Origin of the sequence: Nocardiopsis sp. NPDC007018 (assembly GCF_040635075.1) — a bacterium.
GTDB lineage: Bacteria > Actinomycetota > Actinomycetes > Streptosporangiales > Streptosporangiaceae > Nocardiopsis.
This window is the reverse complement of record NZ_JBEYHA010000044.1, coordinates 1-13070: the sequence shown is the minus strand read 5'-3', so window position 1 is coordinate 13070 and position 13070 is coordinate 1. Positions and strand designations below refer to the sequence as shown.

General features: G+C 73.1%; 12 protein-coding genes and 1 pseudogene. 7 read left to right on the top strand and 6 right to left on the bottom strand.

The features are described from left to right. Nucleotides 1-15 precede the first annotated feature (15 nt). Genes ABZ635_RS20715 through ABZ635_RS20690 form a run of 6 tightly spaced genes read left to right on the top strand, consistent with a single transcriptional unit; the run spans nucleotide 16 to nucleotide 4788 of the window. The gene (locus tag ABZ635_RS20715) at nucleotides 16-318 is read left to right on the top strand and encodes an urease subunit gamma (RefSeq protein WP_357767615.1); all 303 of its coding nucleotides are present in this window, start codon (nucleotides 16-18) and stop codon (nucleotides 316-318) included. Next, the gene (ureB, locus tag ABZ635_RS20710) at nucleotides 315-833 is read left to right on the top strand and encodes an urease subunit beta (RefSeq protein WP_357767612.1); all 519 of its coding nucleotides are present in this window, start codon (nucleotides 315-317) and stop codon (nucleotides 831-833) included. Before ABZ635_RS20715 ends, ureB begins: the two co-directional genes overlap by 4 nt. Continuing rightward, complete coding sequence (locus tag ABZ635_RS20705; protein ID WP_357767609.1) at nucleotides 830-2539, top strand: urease subunit alpha; 1710 nt, start codon at nucleotides 830-832, stop codon at nucleotides 2537-2539. The genes ureB and ABZ635_RS20705 overlap by 4 nt, the downstream gene beginning before the upstream one ends. Nucleotides 2540-2547: 8 nt before the next feature. Continuing rightward, on the top strand, nucleotides 2548-3264 hold the full coding sequence (locus tag ABZ635_RS20700) for an urease accessory UreF family protein (RefSeq protein WP_357767606.1): 717 nt from the start codon (nucleotides 2548-2550) through the stop codon (nucleotides 3262-3264). Between the two features lie 52 nt (nucleotides 3265-3316). Further along, complete coding sequence (ureG, locus tag ABZ635_RS20695) at nucleotides 3317-4018, top strand: urease accessory protein UreG (RefSeq protein WP_357767697.1); 702 nt, start codon at nucleotides 3317-3319, stop codon at nucleotides 4016-4018. Then, entirely contained in the window at nucleotides 4015-4788 is a 774-nt protein-coding gene (locus ABZ635_RS20690; RefSeq protein ID WP_357767603.1) for an urease accessory protein UreD, read from the top strand. Before ureG ends, ABZ635_RS20690 begins: the two co-directional genes overlap by 4 nt. A 69-nt stretch (nucleotides 4789-4857) precedes the next feature. On the opposite strand, the gene ABZ635_RS20685 is transcribed toward ABZ635_RS20690, so the two are convergent. The 4 genes from ABZ635_RS20685 to ABZ635_RS20670 all read right to left on the bottom strand — a co-directional run bounded on the left by ABZ635_RS20685 (nucleotide 4858) and on the right by ABZ635_RS20670 (nucleotide 10011). Further along, nucleotides 4858-5511 carry an ATP-binding cassette domain-containing protein gene (locus ABZ635_RS20685; protein WP_357767600.1) on the bottom strand — a complete coding sequence of 218 codons (654 nt, stop codon included), beginning with the start codon at nucleotides 5509-5511 and terminating at the stop codon, nucleotides 4858-4860. Further along, nucleotides 5495-7252 carry a dipeptide/oligopeptide/nickel ABC transporter permease/ATP-binding protein gene (locus tag ABZ635_RS20680; RefSeq protein WP_357767597.1) on the bottom strand — a complete coding sequence of 586 codons (1758 nt, stop codon included), beginning with the start codon at nucleotides 7250-7252 and terminating at the stop codon, nucleotides 5495-5497. The genes ABZ635_RS20685 and ABZ635_RS20680 overlap by 17 nt, the downstream gene beginning before the upstream one ends. Nucleotides 7253-7382: 130 nt before the next feature. After that, nucleotides 7383-8333 (bottom strand): ABC transporter permease, encoded by a 951-nt coding sequence (locus ABZ635_RS20675; RefSeq protein ID WP_357767594.1) that lies wholly within the window; start codon nucleotides 8331-8333, stop codon nucleotides 7383-7385. A 70-nt stretch (nucleotides 8334-8403) separates the two neighbouring features. Next, the gene (locus ABZ635_RS20670; RefSeq protein WP_357767591.1) at nucleotides 8404-10011 is read right to left on the bottom strand and encodes an ABC transporter substrate-binding protein; all 1608 of its coding nucleotides are present in this window, start codon (nucleotides 10009-10011) and stop codon (nucleotides 8404-8406) included. 196 nt (nucleotides 10012-10207) lie between these two features. Between ABZ635_RS20670 and ABZ635_RS20665 the strand changes: the two genes are divergently transcribed. Further along, a complete protein-coding gene (locus ABZ635_RS20665) occupies nucleotides 10208-10522 on the top strand; it encodes a metalloregulator ArsR/SmtB family transcription factor (RefSeq protein WP_357767588.1) in 315 nt (104 codons plus the stop codon). Between the two features lie 88 nt (nucleotides 10523-10610). Here ABZ635_RS20665 and ABZ635_RS20660 read toward each other — a convergent pair whose 3' ends face one another. Both ABZ635_RS20660 and ABZ635_RS20655 read right to left on the bottom strand, forming a co-directional pair. Beyond that, on the bottom strand, nucleotides 10611-12299 hold the full coding sequence (locus ABZ635_RS20660; RefSeq protein WP_357767585.1) for a choice-of-anchor I family protein: 1689 nt from the start codon (nucleotides 12297-12299) through the stop codon (nucleotides 10611-10613). Nucleotides 12300-12568: 269 nt separating this feature from the next. Beyond that, nucleotides 12569-13070: pseudogene (locus tag ABZ635_RS20655) on the bottom strand (hypothetical protein); the annotation flags it as partial.

Genomic DNA, 13070 nt, shown 5'->3' with positions numbered 1-13070 from the left:
GTTGAGAGGTGGTTCATGCATCTACTTCCCTCCGATACCGAGAAGCTTCTCCTGGCCGTCGCGGGCATGATCGCCCGGGACCGACGGGAACGGGGAGTCAAGCTCAACCAACCGGAATCGGTAGCGCTGCTGTCCTGCTGGGTGATCGAGCGGGCCCGAGAGGGCGCCAAGGTGGCCGACCTGATGGACGAGGGGCGCACCGTGCTCTCTCGTGACGAGGTCATGGACGGGGTCCCGGACATGATCCCGAACATCCAGGTCGAGGCCACCTTCCGCGACGGTCGCAAGCTCGTCACGATCACGGAGCCGATCCAATGATCATTCCCGGTGAGATCCGCACCCGCGTCACCCCCCTCGACCTCAACGCCGACCGCGAGCGCCTGTCCCTCGTCGTCGTCAACGCCGGGGACCGGCCGATCCAGATCGGCTCCCACCTGCACTTTCCGGACGCGAACCCGGCCCTGGACTTCGACCGTGAGGTCTGCCGGGGCTTCCGGTTGGACATCCCCGCCGGCACCTCGATCCGTCTGGAACCCGGGGTGAGCCGCACCGTCGACCTCGTGGCCTTCGGCGGTCGACGCTACGTTCCCGGCCTCCAGCTCAACGACCTGAGCAAGGAACCCAAGACCGGCGAGCGCGTCCCGCGTCCGGTGATCCCGTTCGGCACCCCCGGCGTCGAGGTGCCCGCACCTGAGCGCGCCTCCGGCACCACGATGCGCGTCGGCGAGATCGACGCGCACGACGGGGACCCGGCCGAGGTGGTGCCCACCGAGACGCCTCCCGGACAGCGGGGCGTGACCGAGGACGAGGACACCGAGGAGCAGCAACCGTGAGCCGCATCGACCGCCGCGAGTACGTCCAGCTGTACGGGCCCACGGTCGGGGACCAGATCCGCCTGGGCGACACCGACCTGTGGATCGAGGTCGAGGAGGACCGCACCGCGGGAGGCGACGAGGCCGTCTTCGGCGGTGGCAAGACCATCCGCGAGTCGATGGGCCAGGGGCTGACCACGCGCTCCGAGGGAGCCCTGGACCTGGTCATCACCAACGTGGTGATCATGGACCACTGGGGGATCGTCCGGGGTGACGTCGGCATCCGGGACGGCCACATCGTGGCCATCGGCAAGGCCGGCAACCCGGACATCATGGACGGCGTGCACCCGAAACTGCTGATCGGCCCGGGCACCGACGTCATCGCCGGTGAGGGCAAGATCCTCACCGCCGGGGCGATCGACACCCACGTGCATTTCCTCAGCGAGATCGAGATGCGCGAGGCGCTGACCACCGGGACGACCACGGTGATCGGCGGCGGCACCGGTCCCACGGAGGGGTCCAAGGCCACGACGGTGACGCCGGGCGCGCACGCGCTGCGGATGATGCACCGGGCCCTGGACAAGTTCCCGCTCAACGTTCTGCTGTTCAGCAAGGGCAGCACGGTCTCCATGAAGGCCCTGGGCGAGGACGCCCTGGCCGGTGCGGGCGGGTACAAGGTCCACGAGGACTGGGGCGCGACCCCGGCGGCGATCGACGCGGCCCTGCGCGGCGCAGACGAGTTCGGCCTCCAGGTGGCCCTGCACGCCGACTCCCTCAACGAGACCGGCTACGTCCAGCACACGCTGGAGGCGATCGCCGGTCGCGGCATCCACGTGTTCCACTCCGAGGGCGCGGGCGGCGGCCACGCGCCGGACATCATCGTCACCGCGGGTGAGTCGAACGTCCTGCCCGCCTCCACCAACCCGACCCTGCCGTTCACGGTGAACACCGTCGCCGAGCACATGGACATGCTCATGGTGGTGCACCACCTCAACCCGCGCGTGCCGGAGGACCTGGCGTTCGCCGACTCGCGCATCCGCGCCTCGACGATGGCGGCCGAGGACGTCCTGCTGGACATGGGCGCGATCGCCATCACGTCCACGGACGCGCAGGCGATGGGCCGCATCGGTGAGCTGATCTGCCGTACCTGGCAGGTGGCGCACGTGATGAAGAACAAGTTCGGTCCGCTCCCCTCGGAGCTGCCCGCCGACAACGCCCGTGCCCGCCGGTACGTGGCGAAGTACACCATCTGCCCCGCGGTGGCGCACGGCATCGACCACGTGGTCGGTTCTGTGGAGCCGGGGAAGATGGCCGACCTGGTGCTGTGGGACCCGGCGTTCTTCGGCATCCGGCCGACCTCGGTGATCAAGGCGGGCGCGATCGTCGCCGCCCCGCTGGGCGACCCCAACGGCGCGGTTCCCCTGCCGCAGCCGGTCCTGATGCGGCCGACCCTGGCCGCGGAGGCCACGTCGGCGGCTGACCTCGCGGTGAGCTTCGTGTCGCCGATGGCGATCGAGGACGGGCTGGCCGACCGGCTGGGGCTCCAGCGCAAGCTGGTGGGCGTGAAGCCGACGCGCGACATCACCAAGGCGGACATGCCGAACAACAACGCGCTGCCGGACATCGACGTCAACCCCGAGACGTTCGAGATCGCCATCGACGGTCAGTTCGTGCGGCGCCAGGCCGTGGACGAGGTACCGCTCGCGCAGCGGTACTCGATGTTCTAGGCCGCCGTGTGAGCACTGGACTGGGCACACTCCTGCTGGCCGACGCGCGCCTGCCGGTGGGAGGCCACACGTACTCGGCGGGGCTCGAACCCGCCCTGCTGGACGGCCTGCCCACGGAGCTCGTCCCGGCGTACATCGCCGCGCGTACCCGCACGGTGGGTCTCGTGGAGGCGGCCGCCGCCGTCCTGGCCCACCGTGCGGTCGGTGGCGCGGCCGCCGACGCCCCCGCCATCGACGGCCCCGAGGGGGGCGGGGCGGACGCCGGAGCCCTCGCCGACGCGCACGAGGCGCTGCTGGCCCGCTCGCCGAGCGCCCCGCTGCGTGACATCTCGGGGCTGCTCGGCCGGGGGCTGGTCCGCCTGGCGGACCGCCTGTGGCCCGAACACCCGGCGGTGAAGGCGCTGCGCACGCTGGGCCGGGCCCCGCAGCGGCCGATCGCGCTCGGCGTGGTCGCGGCCGTCATGGGGTCGGACGAGACCGAGACCGCCCGGGTGAGTCTGTACGACGACGCCCAGACGGTGGCCTCCGCCGCACTGAAACTCGCACCCGTCGACCCGGTGGACGCGGCCGGTTGGGTGCTCGGAGCCGAGGGGGTGATCTCCGCGACGCTCGCGGAGGCGCTCGCGGTCCGGGGTCCCGACGACCTCCCGGCCCGCACCGCACCCCAGATCGAGGGGTGGTCCCTCGAACACCAAGTCAAGACCAGGAGGATCTTCGTTGCCTGAGCAGACCGAAGCGAACGCGGCCGCAGGTTCCACCACCGCCCCCCGTCGCGCGATGCGCCTGGGTGTGGCCGGTCCGGTCGGAACCGGCAAGAGCACGCTCATCGCGACCCTGTGCCGTGAGCTCGCCGGCGAGCTGAGCATGGCCGTGGTCACCAACGACATCTACACCGACGAGGACGCCCGCCTGCTGCGCGCGGCCGGGGTCCTGCCGATCGAGCGCATCCACGCGGTGGAGACGGGTGCGTGCCCGCACACCGCGATCCGTGACGACGTCACCCCCAACCTGCTCGCGGTGGAGGACCTGGAGGCGGAGTTCGCCCCGCTGGACCTGGTTGTGGTGGAGAGCGGCGGCGACAACCTCACCGCCACGTTCAGCCCCGCCCTGGCCGACGCGCAGATCTTCTGCCTGGACGTGGCCGGTGGCGGCGACGTGGCCCGCAAGGGCGGCCCGGGCATCGAGCGCGCCGACCTGCTCGTGGTGAACAAGACCGACCTCGCCCCGCACGTGGGCGTGGACGCCGAGCGGATGGTGGCCGACGCCTCCGCCTCGCGCGGCGGCCTCCCGGTGCTGGCCCTGAGCCAGCACGACGACGTCTCCATCAAGGCCCTGGCCGGGTGGGTGCACCAGGTGTTGGCCGACTACCGCGCCGGTAGCCACGTGCCGCGCGACCCGGGCCCGATGGCCCCGCACACCCACGCCGACGGCACCACCCACACCCATGAGGGTGACGGGGACGGGCACGAGCACGGATGAGTGAGAGCGTCCCGGCCCGAGTGACCGTGGAGCGGGTCGGCGGGCGGGTGCGTATGACGCACCTGTCCGGCGGCACGTACCTGCGGGCTCAGCCCCTGGGCGTGCGGGGCGACACCGCGCGGGTGGCGCTGCTGGGCACCTGGGCCCTGCTGCTCGCCGGGGACGACCTGCGGATGGAGGTCACCGTGGGCCCCGGAGTGTGGCTGGAGCTGGTGGAACCGTCCGGGACGGTCGCCTACGACGCCGACGGCGGGTCCGCGAGTTGGCGGGCCGACCTGAGCGTGGCGGACGGCGCGTGCCTGGTGTGGCGCGGCGCCCCGTTCGTGGTGACCGCGGGCGCGGACATCACGCGGGACATGCGGGTGCGCCTGTCGGGTTCCGGCCGTGCGTTGGTGCACGAGACGCTGGCGCTCGGCCGCTCCTACGAATCGTCCGGGGGGCCGCTGCGTTCGGTCACCCGGGTCGACGTGGACGGTCGTCCGCTGCTGGTGGAGGACCTGGACCTGCGTGATCCGTCATTGTCGGCGGCCCCCGGGGTGATGGGCGGGAACCGGGTGCAGAGCTCGACCTTCCTGCTGGGGGCCCGTCCGGAGCGGGCGGTGGGCGTGCGAGAGACCCTGCTGCACGGGCCGGGGGCCCTGGCCAGGGCGGTGGCCGGGCACGCCCACGAGGCGGACGCCCAGGTCGCCGACTCGTGGCGGCGGTGGCGCGCGGAGTTCACGGACCCCGCCGGATACGAGGCGGCCGAACCGGAGCACGACTTCGCCTGACGCTTGTGTCTGGCGCGTGTGCGCGACGGAGGAGGGCCGGGGGAACACGTTCCCCCGGCCCTCCCTCGGTCAGCCGGACAACTCCCGGAGGTCCGCCACCTCGTGGGCCCAGGCCCGCAACAGCGCGTGGTCGTGGCTGATGGTGAGGACGCCGACCCCCTCGGCGGCCAGCTCCGACAACAGGTGCGCGACAGTCGCCGTGGAGGCGGCGTCGAGCATGGCGGTGGGTTCGTCACACACCAGGTAGTCGGGGGCGGCGGCCAGAGCCCGGGCGACGCAGGCCCGTTGCAGCTGGCCGGCCGACACCTGGTGCGGGAGCCGTTCCAGCAGGTCCGGGGTGAGCCCCACCCTTCGGGCCAGTTCCGCGGTCCGGGCGTCCGTCTCCGCACCGCGCCGGGCCCGGCGCCCCCGGGCGTCCAACGGCTCCGCGATGATCCGCCGCAGCGTCATCCTCGGGTCGGTGGCGGCCACGGGTGACTGGTGCAGCAGCCCCAACCGCCCGTCCATCCGACCCCGCCGGACGGACGGGGGCCGACCGTCGACCAGTACGGCCCCCTCGTCGGGTGGACGCAGGCCGGTGAGGACGCGCGCCAGCGACGACTTGCCGCTGCCGGACGGGCCGGTCAGCCCGAGGACACGCCCCGGTTCGACGGTCAGATCCACCCCTCGGATCACCACGTGATCCCCGTATCGACAGGCGACGCTGTCAGCCACCAACGGCATCGTTCCGCTCCCTCCGGTCGTCGAACGCGTGGTCGGCGGGAAGGTCGGTGAGCTCCGGCGGGAGCCCCGGCAGCGGGTGCAGCCCGTGCGCGGGCAGCGCCGCCACGAGCGCCCGACTGTAGGGGTGCTCCGGCGCGGTGAGCACCCTGCGCGCGGGGCCCTGTTCCACGATCCGTCCCGCGTACATCACCGCCACCCGGTCGGCCGGGTCGGCGGTCTCCAGCGCCTGGAGGTCGTGGGTGATCACCAGGACCGCCGTGCCGGAGTCGGCCACGGCGCGCAGCAGGCCCAGGACCTGGACGGCCAGGTCCGGGTCCAGACCCGCGGTGGGTTCGTCGGCCACGAGCACCCGGGGTGCGCCCGCGAGGGCGGCGGCCGTCGCGGCCCGGACCCCCATCCCCCCGGACAGTTCGTGCGGAAACAGTTCGGCGGTGTCGGCGTCCAGGCCGACCCGTTCCAACAGCGCGGCGACCGACTCCCCGCTGCCCAGGGCGGCCACCACCTCGGCGAGCTGGGGTCCGACGCGGCGCACGGGGGTGAAGGTCGCGGAGCCGGACTGGGCGGCCAGGCCGATGGTCCGGCCCCGCAGCGCCCGCCAGGCGGGTTCGTCGGCCCCGAGCATCTCCCGGCCCCGGACCAGCACACTTCCCGAGGACCGGGTTCCGGCCGGGGCCAGACCGCACAGCGCCGAGGCCAGCGTGGACTTGCCGGAACCCGACTCCCCGACCAGGGCGGTCAGTTCGCCCGCGCGCAGGTCGAGGTCGACGTCCGTGGCCGCGTGCACCCAGCGGCCGTCGTCCGTGGGCAGACGCAGGGTGAGGGACCGTACCCGCACCAGGGACGCGCCGTCGATCGGACCCGCGTCACCGGGGGAGGCCCCGGGAAGGGGGTCGGCCGTCCGACCGCCGCGCCGGGAGCGGGGACGGCCGTCCAGGGCGCGGGTCAGCCCGGCCACGGACAGCGTGGTGGCCACGAGCACTCCGGCCGGGGCGGCCAGCGCCCACCAGGCGCCGGTGAACACGTCGCCGCGCGCGATCTCCAGCAGGGTGCCCAGGCTGGCCTCGTCCGGGGACAGGCCCAGACCGAGGAAGCTGAGCGTGGACTCGTGCCAGACGGCGTGCGGGACCAGCATCACCAGGCCGACCGCCGCCTGCGGGAGCGCGGCGGGCAGGAGGTGCCGGACCAGCACCCGCCTCCGGGAGGAGCCCCACAGGTAGGCGGCTTCGACGTACTCGGAGGAGCGCACCGAGAGCATCTCGGCACGCACGACGCGGGCGATCTGCGGCCAGTGGGTGAGCGCGATCGACGCGATGATCGCGGTCAGCGAGCCGGGGTAGAGGGCGACGATGACCACACCGATGAGGAGGTGGGGCAGGGCGTTGACCCCGTCGGTGGTGCGCATCAGCACCCGGTCCGCGCGGCCGCCCGTGGTGGCCGCGACCGCCCCGACGGCGACTCCGAGCACGGTGGCCACCACGGCGCAGACCAGCGCCACCAGGAGGGAGACGCGCAGTCCCTCGGCGGAGCGTACGAACAGGTCGTAGCCGGAGTGGTCGGTGCCGAACCACTGCCCCGGGCCGGGCGGCAGCAGGGCCTGCGAGAAGTCGGCGGTCTGGGTCCCCGCCCACCAGGGGACGAGGACGGCGTAGGCGACGAGGGCGGCCAGGGCGGTGGCGGGGAGGAGACGGAAGGGGAGGCGACGGCCGGGCCGAGGTGGTTTCGAGGACGGTGCGGTGGTCATGCCGCGCCCGGGGAGGGTGGTGGCGCCCGTGCTCGGTGACCTGGGAGTCTCGGCAGGGTTGTGCGCTCCCCCCGGGCCACCCGAGTTCCCCGGGGCGGCCTGGGCTGGTGTGGTCGGTTCGGGTACGGGCTCAGACATCGGCGCTCACCCTCGGGTCCAGGAACAGGTAGGCCGCGTCGGCGAGCAGGGAGCCGAGCAGCACCACGGCGGTGGTGGTCAGGGTCAGGGCGGCCAACAACGGGAAGTCGAGCGACACCGCCGAGGCCACCAGGGCGGCGGCGATCCCCGGCCAGGCGAAGATCTCCTCCACCAGCACCGCGCCCACCACGAGTTCCGGCAGCCGCGCCCCCACGATCGTCACGAGCGGGGCGAGCGAGACCGGCAGCACGTGGCCGGTGACCACACGGGCGGGGGACACCCCGCGCGCCCGGGCGGCCCGGACCGGCTCCGACTCCCGGGCGCGGGCCACCGCGGTGCGTACCGCCAGCAGCAGCCACGGAAGTTGGGTCAGGGCGAGGGTGCACGCGGGCAGCACCAGGTGGACGACGACCCCGCCGAACGTGGGTGCCTGCCCCGGGGCGGCCGCTCCCGCGACCGGTGCCCAGCGCAGGATCACGGCGAACACGGTCACCGAACCCAGGGCGAGGACGAACGGCGGCACGGCCTGCACCAGGACCCCGACGCGAGTGACGATCCGGTCGGCTCGCGACCCTGGGCGCAGACCGGCGACGGTGCCCCACACCAGGGCCGCCAGCACGGCCACGACCAGGGCGGTGCCGGAGAGCAGCAGGGTCCACGGGAGTCGTTCGGCGAACACCTCGGAAACCGGCATCGCGTACCCCCGGGACCAGCCCAGGTCACCGTGCAGGAGGTCTCCGGCCCAGGACCACCAGGCCCGCCACCAGGGCAGGTCGAACCCCAGTGCGGCCCCGAGGGACTCCCGCTGCTCGGTGGTGGTCCGCTGGTAGCCCGCGCCCAGGTAGGCGGCGAGCGGGTCGAAGGGGGAGCGCGCGGCGAGCAGGAACACCAGCGCGCTGAGTCCCACGAGCATCGGCAGGCCGACGGCGACGCGGCGCGCCACCAGCCCCGCCAGCTCGCGGCGGCGGTCCCGCCACCGGGTCCGGCGCGGCCGGCCCCGGCGGGCGGGGAACTCATCGACGCCACTCGGCGAGGTTCCACCACGGCCCCCAGGAGACCCCGTGGGCGTGGGGTTCGAGCACCAGCGGGCCGCGGTCCCAGTCGTCCTCGGCGGCGACGTACGTGTGATCGACGAACGCCATGAACACGTAGGTGGGGTTCTCGACGTAGGCCCGCTGGACCCTGCGGTAGGCCTCGACGCGTTCTTCGGGGTCGAGGGTGCGGCGGGCGGTCTCCAGGTCCTCGTCCATGCCGGGGATGGCGAAGTCGCCCGGGTTCTCGTAGGTGGGGGTGTCGGCGTCGCGGGTGTGCAGGGTGGCGTACACCTGGGTGTCCAGGTCGTAGGGCTTGTCGCCGCCGCCGAGCAGGATGCCCGCCTCGGTGCTGGCCGCGCCCATCTCGTCCCAGGAGGCGCCCCGGATGTCGACCTCGACGCCCAGGGGTTCCATCTCGGCGGCGAACGCGGTGGCCAGGTCGCGGCGCAGGTGGTCCGAGGCCAGGTAGTTCAGGGTGAACGCGGCGCGGTCGCCGTCGCGGACCCGGACGCCGTCCGGCCCCTCCTCCCATCCGGCCTCGTCCAGGAGGTCGGCGGCGGCCTCGGGGTCGTACTCGAAGACGGCCTCCGGGTCGTGCGCCTCACCGTAGACGTCGGGGACGGGGGTGTGGGCGGGGCGTCCGTGCCCGGCGAGCACGTTCTCCACGACGCCGTCGCGGTCCACCGCGAGGTTCATCGCCAGCCGTGCGTCGGGGTCGGCGGTGAAGGGGTTGTCGGCGGGCAGGGACAGGCCCCGCCACTCGGCGGTGCGGACGGGTACGACCTCGGAGCCGTCGAGGTCGGTGAAGGTCTCGGCGGTCACCGGGGGCAGCACCGTGCCGTCGATGTTGCCCGCCCTCATGCGCTGGGCCCGGGTGTTGTCGTCGGGCACGGAGAGGATGACCAGCTCGGTGACCTCGGGCGCGGTGCCGTGGTACTCGGGGTTGGCCTCGAACACGGCCTGGTCGGCGCTGAGGTCGGAGAGCACGTAGGGGCCGGTGCCGACCGGGGCGCGGTTGCGCTCGGAGTCCGCCGCCGGGCCCGGGGTGATCTCCTCGGAGGGGGTGATGCCGAGGGTCATCCGCGCGGGCATGGCGTAGTAGGGGTGGCTCAGTGTGAAGCGCACGTTGTGGTCGTCGACGGCGGTGACGGACTCGATCATCGAGTAGGAACCGGCGACCTCCGAGGCGGTGTCGGGGTCGAGCACGGCCGAGTAGGTGGCCACCACGTCCTCGGCGTCGAGGGCCGAGCCGTCGGAGAAGGTGACGTCGGTGCGCAGTTCCACGTCCCAGACGGTGTTGTCGTCGTTGGGTTCGGGGTCGGAGGCGGCGAGCGCGGGGACGAGTTCGGGGAGGGCGTCGTCTCCGGAGGAGTCGGGGCGCAGGAGGCCCTCGAAGATCGGGGAGACGCCGAGTTCGCCGTAGCCGTTGACCGGGTCGAACGCGCCGACGGGCTGGGCGTCGGCGAGGACCACGCGGGTCGGGGTCCCCGATGCGTCGGTGTCGGTGGAGCCGGAGCAGGCGGTCAGTAGGAGGACGGGGGCGAGTGCGGTCGCGAGGAGGGCGCGTGTGGGGACGGTTCCGTTCATGCAGTGCTTCCTTGTGGGAGTCGTGGTCATTCGATGGCGAAAAGTTGACCATCTGATCAGATGATAAGGTATCGACTCTCGTCGTCGGCCCCGCCCGTGACCAGGATCGGAGCCCCCGGGCCGCCGCCTCCACGCCCCACGGAACATCCGGAGACGACGGTCACCCTCCCGGGTCCGATCGGGGATAATGGAACCGATGACCTCCCACAGCGATCACCCATCCTCGGAGCCCCAGATCGACATCGGAGCCTGGGCGGATCGCTTCCGCCTGCTCGGAGACCCCACCCGCCTGCGCCTGCTGGCCGCCATGCACCACGCGGGCCCGGCGAAGGCCTCGGTGGGGGAGCTGGCCGCGACCGCCGGGATCACCGACGTCGCCGCCTCCCAGGCCCTGCGCACCCTCCGCCTCCAGGGCTGGGTCCAGGACGAACGCGACGGGCGCACGGTTCGCTACACACTCGTCGACACCACCGTGCACTCCCTGCTGCACCTGATGGGCGCCGAACACTGAGAACGCCGCCGGGGCGGGCGCGTCACTCGGACACGCCCGCCCCGACGGCGTCGGCCACCCCCGGAGCCCGCGGCGCCAGGGGCGGCCGTCAGTCGATCCGGAACAGTGTGGTGGTGCCCGAGACCTCGTTGGCCACGACCAGCACCGGCACGCCCGGAACCGGCGAGTCACCGGCGCTGATGAAGGTCAGACCCTCCGCACCCAGGTCACCGGCCGCACGACTGGACGGCTCGGCCCCGAAGTCGCGGTTGTTGAGGTACTGCGTGAACGTGACGGCGCGCGGGTCGGTGACGTCGTAGACCATCACCCCGCCCACGCGCTCCAGGCCCACGAACGCGTAGGTGCGCCCCTTCACCTTGCCCAGCGCCACCCCCTCGGGCTCGGGGCCCTTGTCGTCGCTGCGGCCGTCGAAGGTGCTCTCGCGGTGGTTGGAGTTGAAGAACTCCGGAGCGGCCTCGGCGGTGATGCGCTCGAAGTCGGAACCCGAGTCGAACAGCACCTCGCCGTCGGTGCCGAAGATCGAGAAGGAACGGCCGCCGAAGGAGTGGATCTCCTCGTAGCAGGACCCGTCCTCGCGCAGGCCGTCAGCGGTGCTGACCGAGAGCCGCCCCAGGTTGCGGTCGGCCGTCAGCTCCGCCACGGTCCCGATGCCCTGGTCGTTGTCGTCCAGGAACCGGCGGACGGCCGGTGCGTCCTCGCACAGCTCCAGGTTCTTCAGCCGGGTCTCCTCCGAGTACCCGTCCCAGTCGCGCGAGTCGCCCTCGTTGGCGGTGACCAGCAGGGTCTGCCCGCGCCAGCGGTAGCTGTCGAACCCGTCGGGCTGGTACATGCCGCTGACCGGCCAGTTGGCGATGGTGATCCCGCCGTCGCGGTCGGAGACGTCCAGTTCGTTCCCGGGCTCCAGGTGGTCCTTGGTGCCGAAGGGGACGATGTCGGTGATCTCCGCCCCGCGCAGGTCCAGCACCGCGAAGGCGTTGGCCTCCTGGAGCACCACGTGGGCGCTGTGGTTGGTGTCGGCCACGATGTACTCGGGCTCCAGGTTGCGCGCCACCCGGCCGGGGGTGCCGGGCTCGCCGGTGGACAGGTCCGGGCCGAACACGCGCACGTCCGGGTGGAGCTCGCGGTCCTCGTCCCAGGCGCGGAAGTCAGCGGTGCGCACGTCGTCCTGGGTGAGCCCGGCGGGCCTGCGGTTCACCGGGATCACGCTCACGGAACCCTCGGGGTCCACCGTGACGTCGTCGTCGGGCTCGCCCTCGTTGGCCACCAGCAGGGTGCGGCCCTCAGGGGTGAAGGTCAGCATGTCCGGCAGCGCACCGACCCGCAGGGCGTTCACCGACCTGCCGTCGGTGTCGAAGAGCACCACCCAGCCGTCGTCGGTGCGGTCGGCGGCCTCCACGGCCACGGCCACCACGTTCCCGTGGACCGCCACCGAGTTGGCGGCGCCGCCGCGCTCCACCACGGACCCGTCCGCCGCCGGGACCCCGGCGGTCTCCAGGTCGAAGAGCTTCACGGGCCGCTCGGGGTCGGAGACGTCCAGGACCTCGACCACGGCCGCGGCGGCGTTGACCACGAACAGGCGCTGGGTACGCGGGTCGTGGGCGACGATCTCCGCCCCCGAGGAGTCGAAGACGTCGGTGTGGTAGGTGCCCAACGCGGAGAGCCGGATGTCGCCGGTGGCCTCGGGCGCCCCGTACGAGGGGGTTTCGTCGGCCTGGACCGGCACGGCCATGGTGAGACCGAACGCGAGCAGGGCCGCGGCGGTGAGGGATCTGCGCATGGTGGTTCCCGAGGTTCGTGAGAGGGGGATGCGCACGAAGCCAACCACCCCGGGACGAGGGGGACCCGAACTCCCGGTGTCCTCCGGGTGAAGGGGTGGACCCGAAACCTCCCCGCCGCAGGTCAGACGGTGACCGGCCCCGGTGCGTACGGCGACGCGCGAGCCTTCGGGCGACGGGCACCACGGGGCGCGGACGCGGAGGCACCGACTCCGTCAGACGGAGCGCACCCGCTCAACGCCCCCTTCGCACGCGTTCAACGCCCCCGTCGCTACTCCCAGGTGAGACGGTGCGCGGTCCAGACCTCCAACGGCGAGCTCCCATGGTGGACCGCCAGCAGCGCGCGGCCCTCCTCGGACCTCGTGCCCACGACGGTCCCCGGGCCCACCCACCGGTTCCACGCCCGCTGGAAGGCGAGCGCGCCCCTCCTGTTCCGGGCCACGGCGGACGGCAGCGCGTGGAACACCGGCTCCGGGACGTCCTCCGGGCCGGTGGGCACGTACCGGGGCACCAGATAGCGCGGATCTCCCACCAGGGGACCGAGGACCTCGTCCAGGGAGTCGGCGAACAGCGCGGCCGCCCCCTGGTCATCGAGCGTGAACCGGTACACGCCGTCGCCGTCCACGTGCACCAGGACGCCGTCGGAGCCGGTGGCGGACAGGTCGGCGGCCCGCAGGGCGTCGGCCGCGTCGCCCCGATCAGGGAACTGCGGGCCGCCTGCACCGACCACGGCGCCCGGCTCCTGCTCGACACCAGCCAGTCCGCCGGATGGC